Origin of the sequence: Streptomyces sp. H27-C3, from assembly GCF_030063415.1 — a bacterium.
Taxonomy (GTDB): domain Bacteria; phylum Actinomycetota; class Actinomycetes; order Streptomycetales; family Streptomycetaceae; genus Streptomyces.
In genome coordinates this window covers 45,103-69,792 of record NZ_JASITA010000031.1, presented here as the reverse complement: position 1 = coordinate 69,792, position 24,690 = coordinate 45,103, and the positions used below count along the sequence as shown (strand labels likewise).

Genomic DNA, 24,690 nt, shown 5'->3' with positions numbered 1-24,690 from the left:
GAGCTGAACCGTGCGGTGGCCGTCTCAATGGCGGAGGGCCCGGAGACGGGCCTGAAGCTGGTGGACGCCCTGGCCGCCGAACCGGCGCTGAAGGGCTGCCACTTGCCGCCCAGCGTCCGGGGACACCTGCTGGAGCGTCTGGGGCGCGGGGCCCAGGCGCGTACGGAGTTCGAGAGGGCGGCGGCCCTGACCCGCAACGCGCGAGAAGGAGCTGCTGCTGGAGCGGGCAGTGGCGGACACGTGGGGCATGTCCGGGTGGGTGGGGGCGGGGCGTCCTCGCGGAGTGTGCGGTACCGGGTGCGCCCCTGCCCGCCGGAGTGGACGATGGCCTTCACAGAGCCTGCCACTCCCCTCTTCTCTCCCCGGAGCCACACCATGGACTGGACTCTCGAAGTCATCACCGTCCCCGTCTCGGACGTCGACCGCGCCAAGGCCTTCTACGCCGACCAGGTCGGCTTCAAGGTGGACCTGGACGCGGAGGTCGCCCCCGGCCTGCGCATCGTCCAGCTCACCCCGCCCGGCTCCCGCTGTTCGGTCGCCCTGATGTCCGGCATGCCCACGCCTCCGGGCTCCCCGGGCCTCGGCGCCCCCGGCTCCCTGCGCGGCGTCCAGCTCTGTGTCACGGACATCGAGGCCGCCCGCGCCAAGCTGGTCTCCCGGGGCGTCGAAGTATCCCCCGTACTGCACGTGGGCCCCCAGGGGTGGGCCGAGGGCCGCAGCGAGGCCGACTGGAGCAGCTTCATGCACTTCACCGACCCCGACGGCAACGCCTGGAACGTCCAGGAGGCCCCGGCTCCCCTCTCCGAGCGGTAGGAGCGGCGGGGGGCCGCACGCGGCGATCGGGTCCGCATCCGCGCGACGCCGCCACCCCGGGGCGTACGTCCCCGGGGTGGCGGCGGACCGGACGATGGTGCGGGTTACCTCTCAGGGAGCTGGTAGAGGATCCAGCCGCCCGGTTCCGCCGTCATCTGCGAGTGCATCGTGTTCGTGGACGAGCACATGAACTCGTCGAGGCCGCTCGCCTGCGGAGCGATCGCGCTGACGTCCTCGTACAAGGTCTCCTGGCTGATGTCCCGGACGTCGACCGCGCTGATGGTCGGCACGAAGCAGATCGAGTCGTAGTACGCCTTCGCCTTCATCCCGAGCAGCGGCTTCGTCAGGTTGTCGGCCGCGATCCCGAAGGACTCCAGCATGCCGCCGGGCGCGCCGTCCGCCTCGGGAAGGCCTCGTACACGTACCTCCTTCTCCGCTCCATGTGCGCGGCCGGCACGGTGTTGTTGTCGGGGTGGTCGTCGACCCAGAGGATGTGCAGACCGGCCAACGGAAGCGGGCCGAGCCGGCACAATCCCTCGGGCGCGGACTCCGGCTCCCGGGGCGGCTCGATCGCGGCCCGCGCCGGCTGCCGCCGGAGCCGTAACCTTTCGCCTGATCACCGCACTCCCGCGACGTGGCCAAAAACACGGAGCGGGCCTCGTTACGCGCCCGTAAGGTGGCCGTCATGCAGGTGATCCAGTCGACGAAGCTCGCAAACGTCTGTTACGAAATCCGCGGCCCCGTGCTTGAGGAGGCGATGCGGCTCGAAGCGGCGGGTCACCGCATCCTCAAGCTCAACACCGGTAATCCGGCGGCCTTCGGGTTCGAGTGCCCGCCCGAGATCCTGGAAGACATCCTCCGCAATCTCGCCGGCGCGCACGGGTACGGCGACGCGAAGGGGCTGCTGGCGGCGCGCCGCGCGGTGATGCAGCACTACCAGACCAAGGGGATCAACCTCGATGTCGAGGACATCTACCTCGGCAACGGTGTCTCCGAGCTGATCCAGATGTCGATGCAGGCACTGCTCGACGACGGCGACGAGGTGCTCGTACCGGCTCCGGACTATCCGCTGTGGACCGCGTCGGTCTCACTGGCGGGCGGCACCGCCGTGCACTACCGGTGCGACGAGCAGGCCGACTGGATGCCGGACCTCGCCGACATCGAGCGCAAGATCACCGACCGCACCAAGGCGATCGTCATCATCAACCCGAACAATCCGACGGGTGCGGTGTACGACGACGAGATGCTGCGCTCTCTCACCGAGATCGCCCGCCGGCACAATCTGATCGTCTGCTCCGACGAGATCTACGACCGGATCCTCTACGACGGCGCGACGCACACCCCGACCGCCGCCATCGCACCCGACCTCCTGACCCTGACCTTCAACGGGCTCTCGAAGAACTACCGCGTGGCGGGCTTCCGCAGCGGCTGGCTGGCGGTCTGCGGGCCGAAGGCGCACGCGTCCTCGTACATCGAGGGGCTGACGATCCTCGCCAATATGCGGCTGTGCGCCAACATGCCCTCGCAGCACGCGGTGGCCACGGCGCTCGGCGGGCGGCAGTCGATCGACGACCTGGTGCTGCCGGGCGGCCGGATCCTGGAGCAGCGGAACACGGCGTACGAGCTGCTCACGCAGATCCCGGGCGTGACGTGTGTGAAGCCCAAGGGCGCGCTGTATCTCTTCCCGCGCCTGGACCCCAAGGTCTACAAGATCAAGGACGACCGGGAGATGGTCCTCGACCTGCTGCGGGCCGAGAAGATCATGGTGGTGCACGGTACGGGCTTCAACTGGCCCGAGCCTGATCACTTCCGCGTCGTGACGCTGCCTGCGGCCGAGGATCTGGCGGACGCGGTGACCAGGATCGGCACCTTCCTGGACGGCTACAGCCAGCCGTAGCCGGTGGTGGAAGCGACCGTGGCCGAGGGCCGAAGCAGGCCGTGGCCGGTCGCGGAACCAGCCGGGGCCGGTTACCGAACCGGCCGCGCAAGCTTCGTCCGACTCGACTCAACTTTAGACAAAATCTAATGTAGGGTGGTCCTCAGACCCTGGAAGGAGGCCACCCATGTACGAGCCGATTCGCACCAAGTCGGTCCATCGTGTGGCCACCGACTCCGGCGACTTCCCGCACCTGACGCGCGAGGAGGAGCTGAACATCCAGCTGGCCGGGCACCTCTCCGCGCTCCTCGCGGTGACGGACGAACTCGGCCTCGACGAGGCGGCGCAGCTGATCGCCACCCAGGTGGCACGACTGCGCGGCGCCCCGCCGGTCCGGCACGCGGCGCTCACGCGCGCGGCCCCCGCGGTGCTGCACCGCCGGGCACACGACCTCGCGGCGAGGGCACTCGTTGTCGCCGCCTCGCGGGCGGACACCGCCGCCGCGATTCTGTCCGCCGAGCGCATGGACGCGCACGCGGCCGCGCTCGACCAGCTCGATCTGGTCGGCGCCCACTGACGGCCCCGGTTCGTGGGCCGCGGAGGTGCACGGACCGGGTGCCACCCATTAGGGGCAACCCTTTGAGCAGAACCCCTTGAACACCTGAACGGCGCGCGTGCGCATGCCGCACGCGCGCCGTTCGCATGCCGAAGAGTTCCCTCACGAATCCGGCCCCCGAAGCCGTGAGGGGGCTTCGGGGGCCGGAATACCGCGGCGGGCCGGTGACCCCACAGGTCAGGGCGGATGTCGAGAAGGCCCGGCCGCGGAGCTACTTCGCCCGGGCTCAGCCCAGACGCTTCACCAGCGCGCGGTACTCGTCCCACAGCTCCTTGGGCGCGTGGTCGCCGAAGGTGTTGAGGTGCTCGGGGACCAGCGCCGCCTCCTCGCGCCAGACCTCCTTGTCGACCGTGAGCAGGAAGTCCAGGTCGGACTCGGAGAGGTCCAGACCCTCGGTGTCCAGCGCGCCCTTGGCGGGCAGGATGCCGATCGGCGTCTCGACGCCCTCGCCCTTGCCCTCCAGGCGCTCGACGATCCACTTGAGCACGCGGCTGTTCTCGCCGAAGCCGGGCCACACGAACTTGCCCGCGTCGTTCTTGCGGAACCAGTTGACGTAGTAGATCTTCGGGAGCTTGGACTGGTCGGGCTTGTCCGCGCCTACCTTGATCCAGTGACCCATGTAGTCGCCCATGTTGTAACCGCAGAACGGCAGCATGGCGAACGGGTCGCGGCGCAGCTCGCCGACCTTGCCCTCGGCGGCGGCGGTCTTCTCGGAGGCGACGTTCGCACCGAGGAAGACACCGTGCTGCCAGTCGAAGGACTCGGTCACCAGCGGCACGGCCGTGGCACGGCGGCCGCCGAAGAGGATCGCCGAGATCGGCACGCCCTTGGGGTCCTCCCACTCGGGCGCGATGATCGGGCACTGCCCGGCCGGGACGGTGAAGCGGGCGTTGGGGTGGGCGGCGGGGGTGCCGGACTCGGGGGTCCAGTCATTGCCCTTCCAGTCCGTGAGGTGCGCGGGCGGCTCCTCGGTCATGCCCTCCCACCACACGTCGTTGTCGTCGGTGAGCGCGACATTCGTGAAGACCGAGTTGCCCCACATGGTCTTCATGGCGTTGGCGTTGGTGTGCTCGCCGGTGCCGGGCGCGACGCCGAAGAACCCGGCCTCGGGGTTGATCGCGTACAGCTGGCCGTCCTCGCCGAACCGCATCCAGGCGATGTCGTCGCCGACGGTCTCGACGGTCCAGCCGGGGATGGTCGGCTCCAGCATCGCCAGGTTCGTCTTGCCGCAGGCGCTCGGGAAGGCGGCGGCGATGTACTTCGACTCACCCTTCGGCGGCGTCAGCTTGAGGATGAGCATGTGCTCGGCCAGCCAGCCCTCGTCGCGTGCCATGACGGACGCGATGCGCAGGGCGTAGCACTTCTTGCCGAGCAGGGCGTTGCCGCCGTAGCCCGAGCCGTAGGACCAGATCTCGCGGTCCTCGGGGAAGTGCGAGATGTACTTGGTGGTGTTGCACGGCCACGGCACGTCCGCCTCGCCCCCGGCGAGCGGTGCACCGAGGGTGTGGACGGCCTTGACGAAGAAGCCGTCGGTGCCGAGCTCGTCGAGGACGGCCTGGCCCATCCGGGTCATGGTGCGCATCGACACGGCGACGTACGCCGAGTCGGTGATCTCGACGCCGATCGCGGAGAGCGGCGAGCCGACCGGGCCCATACAGAACGGCACGACGTACATCGTGCGGCCACGCATCGAGCCGCGGAAGATCCCCTCCTGGCCGGAGAACATCTCCCGCATCTCGGCAGGGGCCTTCCAGTGGTTCGTGGGGCCGGCGTCCTGCTCCTTCTCGGAGCAGATGAAGGTGCGGTCCTCGACGCGGGCGACATCGCTCGGGTCGGAAGCGGCGTAGTAGGAGTTCGGGCGCTTGACCGGGTCCAGCTTCTTGAACGTCCCCTTGGCCACGAGCTCCCCGCACAGGCGCTCGTACTCGGCCTCGGTGCCGTCACACCAGACCACCCGGTCCGGCTGGGTGATCTGGGCGATCTCGTCTACCCAGGAGACGAGCTCCTGGTGGTTGGTGGGGACGGTGGGAGCCGCGATGTCGCGCGCCACGGTTGCTCCTTGTTGAGGGGTTTTGTTGATGTATGCCCCGTGGGGGCTGCGACCCGGATGCGACGTGCCGCTCATCCGGTGCCGACCGCACTCATTTGATCATCGGTCCCTTGCGCCCATATGTCCAGAGGGCTGCACACGTGAGCATCGCCACTCAGGGGCTTGATACCTGGCCGTAACCTACGGTTCCGTAGGTAGCATTGGGTCCATGACTTCAGCCGCGTCAGACCCGCTCGCGCAACCACAGGCCCCCGAACAGGAGCCGGTCGACATCGAGAGTCCGGGCCCGGTCAAGCCGAAGCTGCGGGGCTGGCTGCACGCCGGCATGTTCCCCTTGGTGCTGGTCTCCGGACTGTTCCTGGTCGCGCTCACGGATTCCACCCGCGCCCGGATCGCGTGCGGGATCTTCGTCCTGACCGCCTGCCTGCTCTTCGGCATCAGCGCGATCTATCACCGGGGCACCTGGGGGCCGCGCGGCGAGGCCATCCTGCGTCGGCTCGACCATGCCAATATTTTTCTGATCATCGCGGGCACCTATACCCCGCTGACCGTGCTTCTTCTCCCGGACTCCACCGGACGCCCGCTGATGTGGGCCATCTGGGCGGCGGCCGTTGCGGGCATCGCCTTCCGGGTCTTCTGGGTCGGCGCACCGCGCTGGCTCTACACGCCCTGCTACATCGCGATGGGCTGGGCCGCCGTCTTCTTCCTGCCCGACTTCATGCGCGCGGGCGGGGTCGCCGTGCTCATCTGCGTGATCGTCGGCGGGCTGCTCTACAGCGCCGGCGGCGTGATCTACGGAATCAAGCGCCCCAATCCGTCACCCCGGTGGTTCGGCTTCCACGAGGTCTTCCACTCACTGACCCTGGCGGCCTTCGCCGTGCACTATGTCGGCATCTCGCTGGTCGCCTATAAGTACGACTGATCCGCCCCGCCCCGCTCCGGTCCACCCCGCCCGCCACGTCCCGGCCGGATCCGTACGGACCCGATCGCCTCGGTGGCCGTGGCGGAGTGAACCGGGCGGCAGCCGGACGACCTGGAGGTGCGGGTCTTCTCCATGGGCGTCGTCGCGGCGCTGATGGAGACCATGCTGTTCTGGGCCGAGCGGGGCCAGCGCGAGGACCTGGTTCACCTGGTCGAGCGCGCGCTGGACACCCTGAGGACCGGCTTCACCGTGTCGAGGCTGTAGCCCGGCCCACCCGTCGCCCGGACCGACCTAGCTCTCCGTACCCGCCTCCGCCTGCGCCTCCGCGCCCAGCCTCTCCCGCAGCACGGACGGCTCCGTCGTGGGCGCGTCGCACACGAAGTGCCGGCACACGTACGCCCCGGCCGGCCGGTCCGCGAGCAGCGGGAACTCCTCGCTGCCCACTTCCCCGACCGCCACGACCGCCCCCGGCGCCCGCGCCAGCAGCGCGACCCGGTGCAGGTCCTTCGTCAGCGGGTCGTCCGCAGGCCCGACCACCGCGACCTCGCGCGGCCCGTCCAGCGCCGCCTCGGCGACCGACAGGCCCCAGCCGATGAAGCGCGGGGCGCGCGGGCCCAGTGCTTTGACGACGCCCAACGCCCGCTCGGCCGCGGTGCGGTGTGCCTCGGAGCCGGTGTGCGCGGCGTACGACAGGAGCGCACCCGCGGCGGCCGTCCAGCCGGACGGCGTCGCGTTGTCCGTGGGGTCCTGCGGGCGGCGGATGAGCTTCTCCGCGTCGTTCGCGGTGTCGTAGAGCGCCCCGCCCTCCCCCACGAACTGGTCGATGACGATGTCGAGGAGGAAACCCGCGAAGTCCAGCCAGACGCCCTCGCCGGTCACCGAGGCCAGTGCGAGGAAGCCCTCCGCGACGTCCGCGTAGTCCTCAAGCACGCCCGCGTTCGCGCCGACCTTGCCGTCCTTGGACGTACGGGCGATCCGCGCCCCGTCGTCCATGTGCACCCGCACCAGCAGATCGGCCGCCTCGGTCGCCCGCTCGACGAGGTCGGGGCGGTCGAAGAACGCGCCGACCTCGGCCAGCGCGGCGATCGCCAGCCCGTTCCAGGCGGCGACGACCTTGTCGTCACGACCCGGCCCCGGCCGCTGCGCGCGTGCGGCGAGCAGCCGCGCCCTGACACTCGCGACCCGACCTGCCTCCGCCAGGCCCAGGGCTTCGCTCTCCGCCTCGGTCTCGGAGAGCTGGAGCACGGAAGCGCCCTCCTCGAACGTGCCCTTCTCGGTCACCAGGAAGCGCTGCGCGGCGAACCGGGCGTCCTCCTCACCCAGCACCTCGCGCAGTTGCTCCGGCGTCCATACGTAGTACGCGCCCTCGACGTGCCTGCCGGTACCGTCGTCGCTGTCCGCATCGAGCGCGGACGCGAACCCGCCTTCCTGCGTACGGAGTTCACTCACCAGGAAGTCGGCGGTCTCCAGCGCCACCCGGCGCGCCAGGTCCGATCCGGTGGCCCGCCACAGATGGGCGTAGACCCGGCACAGGAGGGCGTTGTCGTAGAGCATCTTCTCGAAGTGGGGCACGATCCATTCGCGGTCGACCGAGTAGCGGGCGAAGCCGCCGCCGAGCTGGTCGTAGATGCCCCCGCGCGCCATGACCTCACCGGTGTCGCGGGCCATTTGCAGGGCGCCCTCGGACCCGGTGCGCGCGTAGTGGCGCAGCAGGAACTCCAGCACCATCGCCGCCGGGAACTTGGGCGCGCCGCCGAACCCGCCGTGGGTGGCGTCGTAGTCCCGGGTCAGTCCGAGCAGCGCCTGCGCGAGTTCCTCCTCGGCCGGCATCTCGGGCGCGTTGTACGCGAGGGAGCGCTCGGCCAGTTCGCCCACGATCTTCGCGGCGACCTCGGCGACCTCCTCGCGCCGGTCGGTCCAGGCAGTGTCGACGCCTTCGATCACCTGCCGGAAGGAGGGCATGCCGTGCCGGGGCTCGGGCGGGAAGTACGTACCGAAGTAGAAGGGCTCGGCGTCGGCGGTCAGGAACACCGTCATGGGCCAGCCGCCCTGACCGGTCGCGGCCTGCACGGCCTCCATATAGACGGCGTCGACGTCGGGGCGCTCCTCGCGGTCGACCTTGATGTTCACGAAGTGCTCGTTGAGATACGCGGCGGTCGCTTCGTCCTCGAAGGACTCGTGCGCCATGACGTGGCACCAGTGGCACGCGGAGTAGCCGACCGACAGCAGAACGGGTACGTCGCGTCGGCGTGCTTCCTCGAAAGCGTCCGTTTCCCAAGGCCACCAGTCGACGGGATTCTCAGCATGCTGAAGCAGATAAGGCGAGGTCACACCAACCAGCCGGTTCATACGGTCCAGCCTCTCACAACGCCAGCACAGGCCGACGGAGATCGGTCACGCACACACGGCAGGCCAGCACAACGACGCGCCGCCGCCAGGCTGAGCAATAGCCTCTCGTCGTCAGCGGTGCCGACTGGCGCGACGGGGAGGGGGAACAGTGCCGGCAAGAGTCCCTCGGAGCAGAAGGATCGAACGGGCGGGGGGCAACGCGCTCCGTGCGCTCCCGCAGGAGCACGATCAGATCGTCCAGGAGATCGACGGCGGCAACGACTTCGGCGAGGATCACTTCCTGCCGTCGTAATCGCCCGAGCTGAACCCCGACGAACTGGTGAACGCCGATCTCAAGCGGAGCCCTGCCGCATCACAGCCGGGCCCAGGACCAGGCGCAACTCGCCGCCGAGACCCGCAGGTTCTCCCACCGCCGCCAACGCCAGCCACACATCGTCCGCGACTACTTCGGCGGCCGCACGTCCGCTACACCCTCGAATAGAACCCTTTGAGTTCCGGATCAACATGCCCCGCCCAGGCGCCACGGGGCGCAACCTCAAGATCACATCGGATAGAGTTACTGACCAGTAAATGACCGTACTTGGACAAGGGGAATCTTGTGCGTCGACGCATTTCTACGCTCGCCGTGACCGCAGCGATGGCTGGAAGCGTGCTGTTCGCGGCTCTGCCCGCAGCCACCGCCACCGCCGCTCCGGCCGCCGGCCAGCAGAACGTCGCGGCCCGTGCGGGCAGCATCCGCGTCAACATCCCGCAGCTGCGCCAGCAGTCCGCCGACCTGAAGGCCAAGGCCAACAGGCTGGACCGGGACGGCGCCCACGCGGAGGCCAAGCGCGCCCGCGCCGAGGCTGCCGCGATCGACCGGAGGATCCAGGCGTACCTCGACGCCGAAGAGAACATGTAGTCCCGCACCAGCGCACTTCGCCCGCCCCGGACGTCCCCGGGGCGGGTGTCGTACGTTCCGCCCCGGCCCGCCCCGGGTCTTTGCTCCCTCGCGCCGACGCGCGTCAAGCAGGACACTTGGACCGCAACCGTTACTCTCGGAGGGGGACGCATATGCGGGACAGCCACCGGACCGAGGCCGAGAGGCTGTTGGTACGCGCCGTCGAGGAACAGGTGCGGCGGTCCGGCGGACGGGTCGACGCCAACGCACTGCTCACCCGTGGGCGGGCCGCGTTGGATTCGATGGCGGCCAGCGCGGGCGAGGAGTACACCGCCTACACCACGGCGCTGGACGAATCACAGGCCGGGCAGCAGCCCCTGTCGGAACGTTTCACCAGACGGAACCTGGGAACTCCCGCACTGGTCACCACAGTTGCCGCCGCAGCCGCCTTCGGCGCCGACCTCGCGCTGGGCACGGCGGCCGGTACCGCGCTGGGCGCCGGGGCCGTCGTCGCGATGGCGGGCGCCGCCACCACCGTCGCCAAGGTCACCGCCTCGCACTGGCCCGCCGCCCACCGCAGGGCCGGGGCGCTCGGACAGCCGGGCGGGCCCGAGCAGTTGAGGTTGCAGTGGCTGACGGCACTTGAGGTGCGCGGCATCCGGCCGTTCCTGGACCAGCAGCACGTCCTGCTCGCCGCGACCCGGACCGGCCGTACGCCGAAGAAGGCCGCCGCGGTCGGGCAGTTGCGCGGCGCCGACCGCAGCCAGGCGGCGCGCAGGCGGTCCGTCCTTGAGCAGTCGTTCGGTCATCTCCCGCAGCCCGACGGGCCGTTCGCCGGGCGCCGCGCCGCGATGGCGCAGATCGCCCGGTGGGTGCACACCGCTCGGGCGAGCACCGAGACCCGGCCCACCATCGTGGTGCTGCACGGCGCCCCGGGATCGGGGCGCACCACGCTCGCCGTGCGGGCGGCGCACGACCTCAGGGACCAGTTCCGCGGGGCGTGCGTGGTCGACCTGCGCGGGGACAGCGCGGACGAGTCCCCGCTGTCGACGCGCGACGCGCTGTTGCATCTGCTGAACCGGCTCGGCGCACCGCGCGACCAACTGCTCTTCCGTGAACGCGCTTCGCAGACACAGCAGTTGCGCAGACTGACCGAGCTCTACCACCAGCACCTGACGGGACTGCCGGTGACCGTCGTACTGGACGACGCGTCGGACGCGGCGCAGGTGCGCACCCTCGTCCCCGAGCGCTCGGACAGCCTGGTGCTGGTCACCGCGCGGGCGCCGCTGGACCTGCCCGCCGACATCCCGGCGTGGGTGTACCAACTGCCGGTGAATCCCCTGGACCAGGTGGGCGCGGAAGAGCTGCTGCGCGAGTCGGCGGAGGAGAAGGACGGCCCGTACGACGCCCGGGCGGCCGACAGTATCGCGGAGTTGTGCGGCGGGCTGCCGCTCGCCCTGCGCATCGCGGGCTCCTCGCTCGGCGCGCGCACCGCCCCGGTCCTGGCCGCCGACCTCGCGGCGTACGGCCCGGTCCCACCGGTCGAGCGCGCCCTGTGGCTGCGCTACACCGACCAGCCGGACGCGGCCCGCAGGCTGCTGCGCCGCCTCGCGCTGGCGGGCCGGGCGAGCCTGGGCGCGGCGGCGGCGGCCGCGCTGCTGTCCACCGACGACCAGGAGGCGCAGCGGCTGCTGGCCGTGCTGTCCCGGGCCGGTCTGATCGACCATGTGCGCGGCAGCCGCTACCGGTTGCACGACCTGGTACGGGACTTCGCGCAGGCCAGGCTCCTCGACGAGGAGGAGCCCGCGGACCGGGCCGCCGCGCAGGAGCGGCTCATCCGCAACTACGGCGAGCTGGCCGACTCGGTGATCCGGCTGGTGGACGGCAAGACGTCGACCAGGGCCGACCAGTTCGGGCCGCACGGGTTCACCTCGCTCGACGCGGCACTGCGCTGGCTGGACGACGAGACGAGCTTCATCACGGCGGCGCTGCGGCACGCGGAGGGCGTGGACCCGCAGGTCGTACTGAATCTGCTGGGCGCGCTGTGCGACTACTGCCTGCTGCGCGGCGACCTCTACCGGCTCGGCGAGATCAGCGAGCTGACGCAGGCCGTCGACCAGGGTCTGCTCGTACGGTCCGTCCAGTGGCGCACGGGCATCGCGGCCCGCCAGCTCGGCGAGCTGGACAAGGCCCGTACGACCCTGTCCTCGGTCGTGGACCTCTACTTCGAGGCCCAGCACGAGGCGGGCGCCGCCCGCGCCCTGTGTTCGCTGGGCATCACCCTGCACCACCAGGGCAATCTGACGGAGGCGGCGGCGCGGCTGCACGAGGCCCTGGCCCTGCAGTCGACGGACAAGCTGGCCGGCGACCGCGCGTGGACACTGCACGCGCTGGCGGCGGTGGAGCGCGACCGGGCGAACATCGTGCAGGCCGTCGCCCATCTGGACACCGCGCTCACCCTGCACCGGGAGAGCGAGTCCCTGCACGGGCAGGCGTGGGCGCACTTCCAGCTCGGCCAGGTCTGTCTGCGGATGGGCGACGTACCGCGCGCGGAGGGCGAGCTGCGGGAGGCGCTCGATCTGTACGGGCAGACCCGCGACGGCCGCGGCGAGGCGTGGGCGCTGACCCAGCTGGCGCGGGCCCGGCTGGTGGACGGCGACCCGGCGCCCGCCGTGGACCAGCTGCGCCAGGCCCTGTCGCGCCACCGGGACGCGGAGGACGCGCGCGGCGAGGCGTGGACGCTGTACTACCTGGGGCAGGCGCTGGAGGAGCGCGGCGACCGCGACCAGGCGGTGCGCGAGCTGGAGCGGGCGCGGGGCATGTTCTCGCGGATGCGTGACGTGTACGGGCTGGCCTGCGCCCGCCACCACTCGGGCCGCGTCACCCGCGACCAGCGGGCGGCGCAGACCGGCAACCTCCGCAACAGCGGCTTCGCCCGTCAGCTCCTGGTCGACGCCCGCCAGGACTTCCGCCGCATCGGCGTCGCGCACGGCGAGGCGTGGACGTGCCTGGAGCTGGCGATCGTGGACGCGGGCAACAACCGGCCCACGCCGGCCCTGGAGCTGTGCGACGTGGCGCTCGGTCTTTTCACGTCGTACGAGGACGACCGCGGCGCCGACTGGGCCCGCTTCCTGCGCTGCACACTGCTGCCGTTCGCGTCCCCCGGCGGCTCGGAGATCGGCACGGCGGTGGCAATCGAGGAGCTGTCCCAGCTGGCGAACGCCCCGCACCCGACGCGCGACGGCAAGCTGGAGGACTGCGCGGAGGCGTACGCCCTGGTGCTGGAGCGCGGTGTGGACCTGGCGGCGGGCTGGCAGGCGTGGCGGCTCGGCATGGTGCCGAACCGGCACTCGCGCGAGGTGATGGGAGTGCAGGTCGGGGTGGCGGGGGGCTGATCCACGGCTGCGCGCCGGAGCGTGCATGCCGGCAGGGTGCGCGGAGGCTGCGCCCCGCAGAGCGCGCCGCCCGCAGAGTGCGCGCCGCAGGGAGCGCCGCAGAGGCTGCGACTCGCAGGATGCGTGTCCGGAGGCTGCGACTCGCAGGATGCGCGGAGGGTGCGCCCCACAGAGCGCGCCGCAGAGGCTGCGACTCGCAGGATGCGTGGAAGCTGCGCCCCGCAGAGTGCGCGTCTCCCCCGTCGGCGCCCCCGGCCCGACGCCGTGGCGCGGTCCCGCGTCGAAGCCCGCGCCCCGGAGGATGCGTCCCCCGCGCCGGCGCCGTGGGGCGGGCAGTGCGGGGGACGCCGGTGCGGCGTAACGCCGCCCGTCAGCCCTGGGAGCCGCCCCGGGGCGTCGCCGAAGGCGACTGCGACCCGGCCTCGGCGTGCGCGGACTTGTCCGCGTCCACCGCCGCCGGGTTCGGGGCCTCGGTGAAGTCGACCCTGCCCATGTGTCGGTTCATCGACTTCATCAGCATCCACACACCGACAGCCAGCGCCGCGAACACGAGGAACCCGAGCACACCGGGTGTCACCTTGTTCTTGTCGAAGCTGTCGGCGGCGAGCGGAACGAGCTGCGTCATTGCCTGAGAAACGTTCACATCAGGCATTGTCGCGGATGCCCGCAAAGAGGTCGCTCTCGGGGATCGATGTATCGACGTGCGAGGTGGCCAGCTCGTACTCCTCGGTCGGCCAGACCTCCCGCTGAAGATCCATCGGGACGTTGAACCAGCCGCCGTCGGGGTCGATCTGGGTGGCGTGCGCGATCAGTGCCTTGTCACGGATCTCGAAGAACTCGTCGCACGGGACGAACGTGGTCAGGGTGCGCTCGTCGCGTACGAACTCCTTCCAGCGCTCCAGCCACTCGCCGTACGGCGACTCCATGCCGCGCGCGAGCAGCGCCTCGTGCAGCGCGACCGTGCGCGGCCGGTTGAAGCCCTGGTTGTAGTAGAGCTTCTGCGGCTGCCAGGGCTCGCCCGCCTCGGGGTACTTCGAGGCGTCGCCCGCGGCCTCGAAGGCCACCATGGTGATCTTGTGGGTCATGATGTGGTCGGGGTGCGGGTACCCGCCGTTCTCGTCGTACGTCGTAATGACCTGCGGGCGGAACTCGCGGATCGACTTCACCAGCCGGCCCGCGGCCTCCTCGACGTCCTCCAGCGCGAAGCAGCCCTGCGGCAGCGGCGGCAGCGGGTCGCCCTCGGGGAGACCGGAGTCGACGAAACCGAGCCACTCCTGCTGCACACCCAGGATCTGGCGGGCCTCGTCCATCTCCTGCTTGCGCACTTCGTGAATGTGCTCCTCGACATACTTGTCGCCCTGGAGCTTCGGATTGAGGATGGAGCCGCGCTCGCCTCCCGTACAGGTCACGACCAGCACGTCCACCCCCTCGGACACATACTTGGCCATCGTGGCCGCGCCCTTGCTCGACTCATCGTCGGGGTGGGCGTGCACGGCCATCAGCCTCAGCTGCTCAGTCAAGACTCGATCCTCAGTTATTGGACGCAATAAGCGGCTTCTATAGTGACCGAATCGGGGGGCGGAAAATTCCGGGGGCCCCGAGGTGCCCCCGAGGTGTCCCCAACACAGGAGGAACGATCATGACTGCGGTACGCGAGGGCCTACCCGAGAGCCGCTACGGCCGCTCCCCGGATCAGCGCGCGGACCGCAAGCTCAAGATCGCCGGCGCGGTGCTCGGCGCCCTGTTCCTCGCGATGATCGGCTGGTTCGGTTACGACTACATCGCCGGTCAGAAGATCAGCGCCGAGGTCATCAAGTTCGACACGGTTTCGGACACCGAGGTCAAGGTGCATCTTGAGGTGCGCAAGGACGCGGACGCGACCGGCACCTGCACGCTGCGCTCCATCGCGGAGAACGGCTCCGAGGTGGGCCGCAGGGACGTTCGGATCGGCCAGAAGTCCACCGAGCGCATCGACGAGATCTACCCGGTGCGTACGACGTCCAGGGCGACCAGCACGGAGCTGACAGGCTGCACGGCCGACTCCGGTTCTACGGGCTGACCTGCGTTGTTGTTCCTTTGACGGGGATTTTCCTCCCCCTTGTCCGACGGAATTGTTAGGCTCGTGGTTTCGCCCGCCCGTGGAGGCACATCCTTCTGGGTAGGGCGTTGCTTTGTATTCCCAGTACCTACGAGGAGCACCTGTGACCCAGACCAGCGAGAGCGTCACCTGGCTGACCCAGGAGGCTTACGACCAGCTCCGGGCCGAGCTGGAGTACCTGTCGGGTCCCGCGCGTACCGAGGTCGTGGCAAAGATCTCGGCGGCCCGCGAAGAAGGTGACCTGAAGGAGAACGGCGGTTACCACGCCGCCAAGGAGGAGCAGGGCAAGCAGGAGCTTCGGGTGCGCCAGCTGACGCAGCTCCTGGAGAGCGCGAAGGTCGGCGAGGCCCCCGCGGCCGGCGGTGTGGTGGCGCCCGGCATGGTCGTCACGATCGCCTTCGACGGTGACAAGGACGACACGATGACCTTCCTGCTCGCCTCCCGCGAGTACGCGAGTTCCAAGGTCGAGACCTACTCGCCGCAGTCCCCGCTGGGCACCGGGGTGACCGGCAAGAAGGTCGGCGACGACGCGGAGTACGAGATGCCGAACGGCAAGAAGGCCTCGGTGAAGATCCTCGAAGCCACGCCGTACAAGGGCTGAGCCGCCCAGGCAGTGCCTACGACAAAGCCCCCGGCCCTCAAGCGGCACCGGCCGGGGGCTTTGTCGTACGCGGGGGCCTCAGGCGGACGCGTTGCGGTACTTGCGGACCGACAGCGTCCGGAAGACCACGATGATGAGGATCGACCAGAGCAGCGAGGCCCAGATGGGGTGCTGCATCGGCCAGGCGTCGGCGGCCTTGAAGCCCGGTGGCAGATTGCCGAAGAGCTCGCGGCAGGCCTGCACGGTGGCGCTGAACGGGTTCCACTCGGCGATGTGCCGCAGGAACGTCGGCATCTGGTTGGCGTCGACGAAGGCGTTCGAGATGAACGTCAGCGGGAAGAGCCAGATCAGGCCGCCCGAGGTGGCTGCCTCGGGGGTGCGGACCGAGAGGCCGATCAGGGCGCCGATCCAGGAGAACGCGTAACCGAGCAGGAGCAGCAGGGCGAACCCGGCCAGCACCTTGCCGATGTTCTCGTGGGTGCGCCAGCCGATGATCAGCGCGACGATCGCGAGGACGACCAGGGTGAGCGCGGTCTGCACCAGGTCGGCGAGCGTCCGGCCGGTGAGGACCGCGCCGCGCGCCATGGGCAGTGACCTGAACCGGTCGATGAGGCCCTTGTGCATGTCGTCCGCGATGCCCGCGCCGGCTCCGGCGGTGGCGAAGGTGACGGTCTGCGCGAAGATGCCCGCCATCAGGAACTCGCGGTAGGCCGCGGGGCTGGTGCTGCCGCCGACCTGGATCGAGCCGCCGAAGACGTACGTGAACAGCACCACGAACATGATCGGCTGGATCAACCCGAAAATGACCATTTCCGGGATGCGCATCATGCGGATCAGATTGCGCTGGGCGATGACGAGCGAGTCGGTGACCGACTGGACGAGGCCGCCGCGCGACTGCGGGGCCCGGGTCTTGGCCACGGTGTCCGACAGGGCACTCACTTGGTGACCTCCTTCGCTACCGGCTCGTCTTCCACGACCTCGGCCGCGTGGCCGGTCAGCGATATGAAGACGTCGTCGAGGGTCGGCCTGCGCAGGCCGATGTCGTCGATCTCCACACCGCGGGCGTCCAGCTCGCGAATGACCTCGGCGAGCAGCTTGGCGCCGCCCGCCACCGGCACGGTGAGCTTGCGGGTGTGCTGCTCGATCTTGCCCTCGCCCTTGCCGAAGCCGCGCAGCACCTCGTCGGCGGTGGCGAGGTGCTCCCGCTCGTGCACGACGAGCTCGATGCGCTCACCCCCGGTCTGGGCCTTGAGCTGGTCGGATGTGCCGCGGGCGATGACCCGGCCGTGGTCGATGACGCAGATGTCGTGCGCCAGGCGGTCGGCCTCTTCGAGGTACTGGGTGGTGAGCAGCAGCGTCGTACCGCCCGCGACCAGTTCCTGGATGACTTCCCACAGCTCCTGACGGTTGCGCGGGTCGAGTCCTGTGGTCGGCTCGTCCATGAACATCACCGGCGGGCTGACAACCAGCGCGGCCGCGAGGTCCAGGCGACGGCGCATGCCGCCGGAGTACGTCTTGGCCATGCGGTCGGCCGCGTCGCCGAGGTGGAAGCGCTCCAGCAGCTCGCCGGCCCGCCTCTTCGCGTCCTTCGCGGAGAGCTGGTAGAGCCTGGCGACCATCTGAAGGTTCTCGCGGCCCGTGAGGTACTCGTCGACCGCGGCGAACTGGCCGGAGAGCCCGATCGAACGGCGTACCTCGTTGGGGTGCTTGAGGACGTCGACGCCGGCCACGACCGCCTTGCCGCTGTCGGGCTGCAGCAGCGTCGTCAGCACGCGCACCGCGGTGGTCTTGCCGGCGCCATTGGGGCCGAGCAGCCCCAGGACCGTGCCTTCCGGGACGTCGAGATCAACGCCGTCGAGGGCCTTTACGTCACCGAAGGTCTTCAGCAGGCCTTCGGCGTAGATGGCGCCTGGCATGAGGGCTCCCCCAAGGTTCGAGTGCTGTCCTGTGTCCGCGATGTTCCGCGTAGGTGGTGTCCTGCCGCGGTGGTTCCGGTGTCCTGCGTCCTACGCGAATTTTAGGTTTGCGCAGGGGCTCCCGCGCGGCGTCGCCGTGTGAAGCACCGACGAGGGACACACCGTAACGCGATACATCGCGTCCCGCGAGGGGGTTTTCGCGAAACCTGGGAGTCCGGCGCGGGCCGGCCTCAGGACATCACCGTGTATCCCGCCTCGCGCAGCACCGACCTGACCGCCGTGCAGTGCTCCGGGCCCTTGGTCTCCAGGTGCAGCTCCACCTCCGCCTCCGTGAGGCCCAGGCGCGGATCGGTTCGTACGTGACTCACATCCAGCACATTCGCATCCACCACTGACAACGACGCCAGAAGCGTCGCCAGCGCCCCCGGCCGGTCCGTCAGGCGCAGCCGCAGCGACAGGTAGCGGCCCGCCGCCGCCATGCCGTGGGTCAGGATGCGCTGCATCAGCAGCGGGTCGACGTTGCCGCCCGACAGCACCGCGACCACCGGGCCATCGAAGGCCTCGGGGCGGCTCAGCAGCGCCGCGACCGGACTCGCCCCGGCCGGTTCGACGACCATCTTGGCCCGCTCCAGGCAGAGCAGCAGAGCGCTCGACAACTCGTCCTCGGAGACCGTGACAACGTCGTCGAGCAGCTCCCTGACGATCGCGAACGGCACATCGCCCGGCCGCCCCACCTTGATGCCGTCCGCCATCGTCTGGAGCGCGTCGACCGACACCGGCCGCCCGGCGGCCAGCGACGGCGGATAGCAGGCCGCGCCCTGGGCCTGTACGCCGATGATCCGCACATCGGGGCGCAGCAGCTTGACCGCGACCGCGATGCCCGCGGCGAGCCCGCCACCGCCCACGCCGACGACGATCGTCCTTACCTCGGGGCACTGTTCGAGGATCTCCAGGCCGACCGTGCCCTGCCCCGCGATGATGTCCGGGTGGTCGAAGGGGTGAATGAAGACCGCGCCCGTCTTCTCCGCGTACTCCTGCGCCGCGGCCAGCGTCTCGTCGACCACCTGGCCGTGCATCCGCACCTCGGCGCCGTACTCGCGGGTCGCTGCGACCTTCGGCAGCGGCGCCCCGACCGGCATGAAGACGGTGGAGCGCACCCCGAGGAGTGAGGAGGCGAGGGCGACGCCCTGCGCGTGGTTGCCGGCGCTGGCGGCGACGACACCGGCCGCGCGCTCCTCCGGGGAAAGACCGGCGATCCGTACGTACGCGCCGCGCAGCTTGAAGGAGCCGGTGCGCTGAAGGTTCTCGCACTTGAAGTGGACCGGGGAGCCGATCAGCCGCGACAGGTGCCTGCTGCCCTCCATCGCGGTCGTTCTGGCCACACCGGAGAGCATCTTCTGCGCGCCCCGGATGTCGTCGAGGATGACGGTGCGCAAGGGGTCGGACGTACGGAAGCTCATGACAGCAAGCATTGCAGCTCACGGGTCTCACGGCCGTGCCGGTCCAGGCCCTGGTATCGGTTTGCGCAGCGCCGGTACGCGTCCGCTCCCATCCGCGTACTCTGTCCCCCACCTAAACCGACCGCCGCACGAAGAGAGCCCCCAGCCATGCCCACTTCCCAGGACATGACGACTGATCCGGACACCGGCCTCCTCGATGCCCTCCAGCACCAGGTCGCCGTCTTCGCCCGTCGCGCCGAGCAGACCCGGCTCGGTGGCGTGGGCCAGGTCCGCAACTCGATGGACCGCGCCGCCTACCTGCTGCTGAACCGGCTCGATCTGGAAGGCCCGATGGGCGTCAAGGCGCTGGCAGCCGGCATGGGGATCGACTCCTCGACCGTGACCAGGCAGGTCGCGCCGCTCGTCGACACGGGCCTGGTCAAGCGCACGTCGCACCCGGAGGACGGCCGTGCGGTCGTGCTCCAGCTGTCGCCGCGCGGCCAGGCCAGACTCGACGAGGTGCGGTCCTCGCGCCGCGAGCTGATGGCCCAGGTGACGGACGGATGGAGCGAGGAGGAGCGCGACTCGTTCTGCACACTCCTGACGCGCTTCAATTCGGCACTGTCCGCCCGCCAGAGCGCGGCGTCGGCGGACCCCGGCAACCCGGACGCGGACACCGAGGTGCCGCCGACCTCTTGACTCGGGCCCCGTCCCTGGCCTGATATGAGGGCACGGGGCGACGGGAGGCACCGTGCGAGATCGGCCGGCAGTCCAACAGCGCCGCCGGGCCCGGGAGTTCGAGGCGTACGTCGCGGGCGCGGCCGGGCGGCTGCTGCATGCGGCCACGCTGCTCACCGGCGAGGCGCCCGAGCGCAACGACCGCGCGAGGCGACTGCTGACGGCCGCCCTCTCCCGTACGTACGTGGAGTGGGAACGGCTGCGCGGCGAGGACCCGTACGACCACACCCGCCAGGAGCTGGCGGCCCGCTTCGCCCGCGGGGCGTGGCGCCACCACCACTGGGGGGTCGTGCGGGGCCGGGCGCTCCCGTGGGCCGCCCCGCAGCGGCCCGTCCGCGGGGGTGTGCTGGAGCGGCTCACGCCCAGGGAGCGGCTGGTCCTGGTGCTGCGCCTGTACGAGGGCGTCGCCGAGGAGCAGACCGCGGCGCAGCTCGGGCTGCCGGTGGAGCGGGTCCGGGTGATCTGCTCGCGCGCGGTCGCCACGATGCGCAGCGAGCCGCCGGAGCCGGCCGCGCCGCACGCCAGGGTGGCGACGCCGTGAGCGGGCCGGACCGCAAGCAGGACGAGGTGCGCCGGATGCTGGACGGCGCGCACCCGGGGGTGCCGGCCGAGCTCGCCGTACACGCGGCGGCACGCGGCCGCCGGATGCTGCGCCAGCGCCGGCTGGCGCGACGGCTGATGTGGCTGCTACTGCTGGCCGTCATGGTCGCGTTCATGGTGTGGGTGTCGGTCGCGGAGCCGTGGGTGGAGCCGCCGTCGGAGACGACCCCACCCCTGGAGGGCTGGCAGGACACCGCGTTTGTCCGGATCTATCCTGGATGCAGCGGTGCAATGAACGAGCCTAGGAGGCCGTCATGACCAGGAAAGTTGTCGACTGCCGCAAATTCCCGAGCGAGATGAACTGCTCGCTCTCCATCGCCGGTGAGGAAGAGGAAGTCGTACGGGCAGCCGCCGAGCACGCGGTCTCCGTGCACTCCCACACCGACAGTCCGGAGCTGCGCACGGAGATCCGCGCCGGCTTGGAGGACGAGAAGGTCAGCGCCTGACCCAGCGCCTGCCTGAGTCCGGCCCCTAGCCCAGCGCCTGCTTCAGGTCCGCCAGCAGGTCGTCGCCCGACTCGATGCCCACCGAGAGCCGCACCAGGTCCGCGGGCACCTCCAGGGCGGAGCCCGCCACCGACGCGTGCGTCATGCGGCCCGGGTGCTCGATCAGCGACTCGACGCCGCCCAGGGACTCGCCGAGCGTGAAGAGCTTCGCGCGGTTGCAGACCTCGACCGCGGCCTCCTCGCCGCCCTTGATCCGGAAGGACACCATGCCGCCGAAGGCCTTCATCTGCTTGGCGGCGGTCTCGTGGCCCGGGTGCTCGGGCAGGCCCGGGTAGAGGACCTTCGTCACCTTCGGGTGGCTGGTCAGCATGTCCGTGACGCGGGTCGCGTTCTCGCTGTGCCGGTCCATGCGGACCGCGAGGGTCTTGATGCCGCGCAGCACGAGCCAGGCGTCGAACGGTCCGGCGATCGCGCCCATCGCGTTCTGGTGGTACGCCAACTCCTCAGCCAGTTCGGGGTCGTTGGCGATCAGTGCGCCGCCGACGACGTCGGAGTGACCGCCCATGTACTTGGTCGTGGAGTGCACGACGATGTCCGCGCCGAGGGCCAGGGGCTGCTGGAGGTAGGGGCTGGCGAAGGTGTTGTCGACGACAAGACGCGCACCGGCCGTGCGGGCGATGTCCGCGACCGCGGCGATGTCGGTGATGCCGAGGAGCGGGTTCGACGGGGTCTCGACCCAGATCACCTTGGTGCGCGGGGTGACGGCGGCCCGCACGGCCGCCGGGTCCGAGGTGTCCGCGACGGAGAACTCCACGCCCCAGCGCGAGACGACCTTGGCGAAGAGCCGGAACGTGCCGCCGTACGCGTCATTGGGAATGACCACATGGTCGCCGGGGGCGAGGAGCGTACGCAGCAGGCAGTCCTCCGCCGCGAGCCCCGACGCGAAGGCGAGCCCGCGCCGGCCGCCCTCCAGCGCCGCGAGGTTCTCTTCCAGTGCGGTGCGTGTCGGGTTGGCGCTGCGGCTGTACTCATAGCCTCCGCGCAGGCCGCCCACACCGTCCTGCTTGTACGTGGACACCTGATAGATCGGCGGGACAACCGCACCCGTGAGGGGGTCCGCGGTGTTGCCCGCGTGGATGGCAAGGGTCTCGAAGCTGTGCTGGTCGGTCATGGGGTCCGAGCGTAGTTCGTTCCCGTGCCGAGCCCGCCGCACTCCGGGGACAATGGGGGTATGGAGATTCTCTGGTTCTTGATCGCCATGTGCATGCTGGCGGCGGTCATCGGTCCTCTCGCGCTGCGCAGGCGCGGCGGCATCCGACTGGTCGCGCCCGGCTCACCCGACGCCGCCGACCCGGCCAATTACGACTTCGTGCGCCAGGAGGAGCTGGACATCCGGATGCCCGGTCCCGACCAGGACCTGGAGGACGTACTGGACGTGGTGCAGTCCACGCAGGGCTGGCAGGCCGCCGCGCAGCTGCTCGCCGGGACGGCGAAGGACAGTGAAGCGCGCTGGCAGCGCGTGCAGGCCTTCGCGGGCGCCGCGTCGCTGGAACTGGCGCGGCGCCCCGGCGAGGGCGGGCGCTGGCTGCGGACCTGGCGGGCCGAGGCGCCGAAGGACGCGGGTGGCGCGGCGGTGCACGCCGAGTTCCTGGTGCAGCAGGCGTGGCGCACGTCGACGCCCGGCACGGACGACTTCCGGATCATCCTGGAGGAGGCCCGTACGGTGTGCGGCGAGGCGGCGCCGCTGGCGCCGGGCGACCCGATCCCGTACATCGTCGAACTGGCCGTGGCGCGCGGACTGGGTTACACCGAGCCCGAGTTCGACCTGCTGTGGGCCAAGGTGATGGACCGCGCGCCCGCGCACATGGGCGCGCACCTGGCGGCGCTGAGCTACCGCAGCGAGAAGTGGCACGGCTCGCGCGCGTCGGCCGACATCTTCGCCACAACGGCGGCGGCCCGCGCCCCGCAGGGCTCCCTGCTCGCCGCGCTGCCGCTCTTCGCGGTGTACGAGCACCTGCCCGAGGTCAATCTGGTGCAGGGCTTCTACCGGAGCGCGGTGGTGTCGACGGCGATGGAGGGCGCACTGTTCGCGGTGCACGCGGCCCGCCAGGGCGACCCGATGCTCGCGCACGTACGCCACCTGCTGATCCTCTTCCTGGTCCGCTCGGAGCGCTGGTCGGAGGCTATGAACGAGCTCCAGCACGTGGACGGCCACGTCGGCGCCCTGCCCTGGACCCACGACCCGGACCCGGCGGCGGAGTACGCGGTGTACCGCGCACTGGCGGTGGCGGGCTACGAGGCGAACGGCGGCAGCCCGGCGACGCTGCTGGGGTGAGAGGGCCCTGCGCGGGGCCCCGGGGGAAGGGGCTGGAATCTCCGGCCCCCTCGATGCGTTGACGTCGAGGCGTAGACCGTCCCAGGAGGAGACCCGCATGATGTTCGGCCGTACCCCCCAGCTCCCCACCCCCGAGCAGGCCCTGAAGGGCCGCTCCACCCCGGAATTCCAGGTCCCCTCCCGGCACACCGTCCTCGGGAACCCGCTGGTCGGCCCGTACCCGGAGGGCTTCGAGGTCGCCGACTTCGCCATGGGCTGTTTCTGGGGCGCCGAGCGCAAGTTCTGGGAGACGCCGGGTGTCTGGACGACCCTCGTCGGCTACCAGGGCGGCTACACCGAGAACCCGGCGTACGAGGAAGTCTGCGCGGGAGTGACCGGTCACACGGAGGCGGTGCGGGTCGTGTTCGACCCGGCGGCCGTCTCGTACGAGCAGCTCCTGAAGGTCTTCTGGGAGTCCCACAACCCGACCCAGGGCTTCCGCCAGGGCAACGACGTGGGCACCCAGTACCGCTCGGCGATCTACACCCACTCCCCCGCCCAGGTGGCGGGCGTGGAGGCGTCGCGCGAGGCGTACCAGCAGGTCCTGACGGGCGCGCGGCACGGGACGATCACGACGGAGATCCTCCCGGCGGAGGGCCGCGCGTTCTGGCCGGCCGAGCCGTACCACCAGCAGTACCTCGACAAGAACCCGGCGGGCTACTGCGGGATCGGCGGGACGGGCGTGAGCTGCCCGATCGGTGTCGCGAAGGCCGAGGGCTGAACCGCTGGCGCCGCCGGTGAAGGCGACGCTGAACGCGCTGTTCGCCGGTCCGGATCCGATGAGCAGCGCCCTGCGGGCCCAGATCCCGCACGCGCAGGTGACGGGCCGGTGCGGCTGCGGCTGCGGCTGCGGCTGCGGCTGCGGCTGCGGCTGCGGCTGCGGCTGCGGCTGTGCGACGGTCGATCTGACCGTGGACCTCACGGCGGTCGCGTCGGCCCCACCGCATGACAATCCGGCGGCGGACGCCTGGTATTCCAAACTGGACGACGCCGGGGTGATGGTCTTCACCAGGGGTGATTATCTCTCGCCGCTGGAGGTCTACTCGGCATCGAGTGAGCCCATCACCAGTCGGCCGGAGCCTCGTTCGCTGAAGCTCTGAGGGACGACTGGGGAAGCCACCTGCCCGCTGTATGGGGACGCGGTAGTGACCGTGGAGCCCGTGGGGCGCCCCCGACTCGCTTGCAGATCACTGCCAAAGGCGGGCAGGAACGGAGATTCCTCCGGGCGATAGGCTCGCCCCATGGCTGACTTCTTGCAGGTGTCCACGGCAACGGAGAAGCGCGAGGCGGCTGTGAAGCTGGCTCAGTTGGTAGTGTCGGCTCGACTTGCAGCCGGGGCGCAGATCGTCGGACCGGTGGTCTCCGTCTTCTGGCATCAAGGCGAGTTCGGTACTGGTGAAGAGTGGCAGCTCTTGTTCAAGGCCCGTGCCGACCGGTACCCCGAGATTGAGGCGCTCTTGCTGCGGCACCACCCATGGAAGAACCCTGAGGTCTCGGCCGTACCAATCGTCGCCGGGTCTGACGCCTACCTGGATTGGGTGGGCACAACCACAGCGCCGGGCCCGATGGACTGACGC

At 70.4% G+C, this 24,690-nt stretch carries 26 protein-coding genes and 1 pseudogene; 18 read left to right on the top strand and 9 right to left on the bottom strand.

Translation table 11 applies throughout. The annotated features are described in order from the left end of the window. Positions 1–375: 375 nt before the first annotated feature. Positions 376–813: a VOC family protein gene (locus QMK30_RS27215; protein ID WP_283520992.1), complete on the top strand. Its 438-nt coding sequence runs from the start codon at positions 376–378 to the stop codon at positions 811–813. A gap of 104 nt (positions 814–917) precedes the next feature. Here the strand turns inward: QMK30_RS27215 and QMK30_RS27210 are convergent, their stop codons facing one another. Continuing rightward, positions 918–1,193, bottom strand: a complete 276-nt coding sequence (locus QMK30_RS27210) for a hypothetical protein (protein ID WP_283520972.1) — start codon at positions 1,191–1,193, stop codon at positions 918–920. A 305-nt stretch (positions 1,194–1,498) separates the two neighbouring features. Here QMK30_RS27210 and QMK30_RS27205 point away from each other — a divergent pair, with 305 nt between their 5' ends. Together QMK30_RS27205 and QMK30_RS27200 are read left to right on the top strand one after the other, a co-directional pair. Further along, on the top strand, positions 1,499–2,710 hold the full coding sequence (locus QMK30_RS27205; RefSeq protein ID WP_283520971.1) for a pyridoxal phosphate-dependent aminotransferase: 1,212 nt from the start codon (positions 1,499–1,501) through the stop codon (positions 2,708–2,710). Positions 2,711–2,876: 166 nt separating this feature from the next. Next, entirely contained in the window at positions 2,877–3,266 is a 390-nt protein-coding gene (locus QMK30_RS27200) for an SCO4983 family protein (protein ID WP_283520970.1), read from the top strand. Between the two features lie 265 nt (positions 3,267–3,531). On the opposite strand, the gene QMK30_RS27195 is transcribed toward QMK30_RS27200, so the two are convergent. Then, positions 3,532–5,355, bottom strand: coding sequence for a phosphoenolpyruvate carboxykinase (GTP) (locus QMK30_RS27195; RefSeq protein WP_283520969.1), 1,824 nt, complete (start codon positions 5,353–5,355; stop codon positions 3,532–3,534). Positions 5,356–5,680: 325 nt separating this feature from the next. Here QMK30_RS27195 and trhA point away from each other — a divergent pair, with 325 nt between their 5' ends. Next, entirely contained in the window at positions 5,681–6,277 is a 597-nt protein-coding gene (gene trhA, locus QMK30_RS27190) for a PAQR family membrane homeostasis protein TrhA (protein WP_502963241.1), read from the top strand. Positions 6,278–6,379: 102 nt separating this feature from the next. After that, positions 6,380–6,541: pseudogene (locus QMK30_RS27185) on the top strand (acyl-CoA-like ligand-binding transcription factor); the annotation flags it as partial. 27 nt (positions 6,542–6,568) lie between these two features. Here QMK30_RS27185 and QMK30_RS27180 read toward each other — a convergent pair. After that, a complete protein-coding gene (locus tag QMK30_RS27180) occupies positions 6,569–8,626 on the bottom strand; it encodes a thioredoxin domain-containing protein (protein ID WP_283520967.1) in 2,058 nt (685 codons plus the stop codon). A gap of 148 nt (positions 8,627–8,774) precedes the next feature. Between QMK30_RS27180 and QMK30_RS27175 the strand changes: the two genes are divergently transcribed. The 3 genes from QMK30_RS27175 to QMK30_RS27160 all read left to right on the top strand — a co-directional run bounded on the left by QMK30_RS27175 (position 8,775) and on the right by QMK30_RS27160 (position 12,901). Continuing rightward, complete coding sequence (locus tag QMK30_RS27175) at positions 8,775–8,918, top strand: hypothetical protein (protein WP_283520994.1); 144 nt, start codon at positions 8,775–8,777, stop codon at positions 8,916–8,918. A gap of 333 nt (positions 8,919–9,251) precedes the next feature. Next, on the top strand, positions 9,252–9,527 hold the full coding sequence (locus QMK30_RS27165; RefSeq protein ID WP_283520966.1) for a hypothetical protein: 276 nt from the start codon (positions 9,252–9,254) through the stop codon (positions 9,525–9,527). Positions 9,528–9,679: 152 nt separating this feature from the next. Continuing rightward, positions 9,680–12,901 (top strand): tetratricopeptide repeat protein, encoded by a 3,222-nt coding sequence (locus QMK30_RS27160; RefSeq protein WP_283520965.1) that lies wholly within the window; start codon positions 9,680–9,682, stop codon positions 12,899–12,901. A gap of 370 nt (positions 12,902–13,271) precedes the next feature. Here QMK30_RS27160 and QMK30_RS27155 read toward each other — a convergent pair whose 3' ends face one another. Then, entirely contained in the window at positions 13,272–13,553 is a 282-nt protein-coding gene (locus QMK30_RS27155; protein ID WP_283520964.1) for a hypothetical protein, read from the bottom strand. Continuing rightward, complete coding sequence (mca, locus tag QMK30_RS27150) at positions 13,546–14,421, bottom strand: mycothiol conjugate amidase Mca (RefSeq protein WP_283520963.1); 876 nt, start codon at positions 14,419–14,421, stop codon at positions 13,546–13,548. Before mca ends, QMK30_RS27155 begins: the two co-directional genes overlap by 8 nt. A gap of 119 nt (positions 14,422–14,540) precedes the next feature. Between mca and QMK30_RS27145 the strand changes: the two genes are divergently transcribed. Continuing rightward, complete coding sequence (locus QMK30_RS27145) at positions 14,541–14,960, top strand: DUF4307 domain-containing protein (RefSeq protein WP_283520962.1); 420 nt, start codon at positions 14,541–14,543, stop codon at positions 14,958–14,960. A gap of 142 nt (positions 14,961–15,102) precedes the next feature. Further along, positions 15,103–15,600 (top strand): transcription elongation factor GreA, encoded by a 498-nt coding sequence (gene greA / locus QMK30_RS27140; protein WP_283520961.1) that lies wholly within the window; start codon positions 15,103–15,105, stop codon positions 15,598–15,600. 78 nt (positions 15,601–15,678) lie between these two features. On the opposite strand, the gene QMK30_RS27135 is transcribed toward greA, so the two are convergent. The 3 genes from QMK30_RS27135 to ilvA form a co-directional block, all read right to left on the bottom strand. Continuing rightward, the gene (locus QMK30_RS27135) at positions 15,679–16,530 is read right to left on the bottom strand and encodes an ABC transporter permease (RefSeq protein WP_502963240.1); all 852 of its coding nucleotides are present in this window, start codon (positions 16,528–16,530) and stop codon (positions 15,679–15,681) included. Between the two features lie 5 nt (positions 16,531–16,535). After that, positions 16,536–17,516 (bottom strand): ATP-binding cassette domain-containing protein, encoded by a 981-nt coding sequence (locus tag QMK30_RS27130; protein ID WP_283520959.1) that lies wholly within the window; start codon positions 17,514–17,516, stop codon positions 16,536–16,538. A gap of 230 nt (positions 17,517–17,746) precedes the next feature. After that, the gene (ilvA, locus tag QMK30_RS27125; protein WP_283520958.1) at positions 17,747–18,976 is read right to left on the bottom strand and encodes a threonine ammonia-lyase; all 1,230 of its coding nucleotides are present in this window, start codon (positions 18,974–18,976) and stop codon (positions 17,747–17,749) included. A gap of 147 nt (positions 18,977–19,123) precedes the next feature. On the opposite strand from ilvA, the gene QMK30_RS27120 reads away from it, so the two are divergent. From QMK30_RS27120 to QMK30_RS27105, 4 genes are read left to right on the top strand one after another with little or no spacing between them, the layout of a single operon-like run. Beyond that, entirely contained in the window at positions 19,124–19,654 is a 531-nt protein-coding gene (locus QMK30_RS27120; RefSeq protein ID WP_283520957.1) for a MarR family winged helix-turn-helix transcriptional regulator, read from the top strand. 52 nt (positions 19,655–19,706) lie between these two features. Further along, positions 19,707–20,234, top strand: a complete 528-nt coding sequence (locus QMK30_RS27115) for a sigma factor-like helix-turn-helix DNA-binding protein (protein ID WP_283520956.1) — start codon at positions 19,707–19,709, stop codon at positions 20,232–20,234. Then, positions 20,231–20,551, top strand: a complete 321-nt coding sequence (locus QMK30_RS27110; protein WP_502963237.1) for a hypothetical protein — start codon at positions 20,231–20,233, stop codon at positions 20,549–20,551. Before QMK30_RS27115 ends, QMK30_RS27110 begins: the two co-directional genes overlap by 4 nt. Further along, entirely contained in the window at positions 20,548–20,739 is a 192-nt protein-coding gene (locus QMK30_RS27105) for a DUF1059 domain-containing protein (RefSeq protein WP_283520955.1), read from the top strand. Before QMK30_RS27110 ends, QMK30_RS27105 begins: the two co-directional genes overlap by 4 nt. 25 nt (positions 20,740–20,764) lie before the next feature. Here QMK30_RS27105 and QMK30_RS27100 read toward each other — a convergent pair whose 3' ends face one another. After that, positions 20,765–21,910: a cystathionine gamma-synthase gene (locus tag QMK30_RS27100; RefSeq protein WP_283520954.1), complete on the bottom strand. Its 1,146-nt coding sequence runs from the start codon at positions 21,908–21,910 to the stop codon at positions 20,765–20,767. A 60-nt stretch (positions 21,911–21,970) separates the two neighbouring features. Between QMK30_RS27100 and QMK30_RS27095 the strand changes: the two genes are divergently transcribed. The 4 genes from QMK30_RS27095 to cutA all read left to right on the top strand — a co-directional run bounded on the left by QMK30_RS27095 (position 21,971) and on the right by cutA (position 24,687). Further along, positions 21,971–23,074 carry a hypothetical protein gene (locus tag QMK30_RS27095; RefSeq protein WP_283520953.1) on the top strand — a complete coding sequence of 368 codons (1,104 nt, stop codon included), beginning with the start codon at positions 21,971–21,973 and terminating at the stop codon, positions 23,072–23,074. Positions 23,075–23,171: 97 nt separating this feature from the next. Continuing rightward, complete coding sequence (gene msrA / locus QMK30_RS27090) at positions 23,172–23,834, top strand: peptide-methionine (S)-S-oxide reductase MsrA (protein WP_502963236.1); 663 nt, start codon at positions 23,172–23,174, stop codon at positions 23,832–23,834. A gap of 16 nt (positions 23,835–23,850) precedes the next feature. After that, positions 23,851–24,213 (top strand): hypothetical protein, encoded by a 363-nt coding sequence (locus QMK30_RS27085; protein WP_283520952.1) that lies wholly within the window; start codon positions 23,851–23,853, stop codon positions 24,211–24,213. Positions 24,214–24,354: 141 nt separating this feature from the next. Beyond that, complete coding sequence (gene cutA / locus QMK30_RS27080; protein ID WP_283520951.1) at positions 24,355–24,687, top strand: divalent-cation tolerance protein CutA; 333 nt, start codon at positions 24,355–24,357, stop codon at positions 24,685–24,687. Positions 24,688–24,690 lie beyond the last annotated feature (3 nt).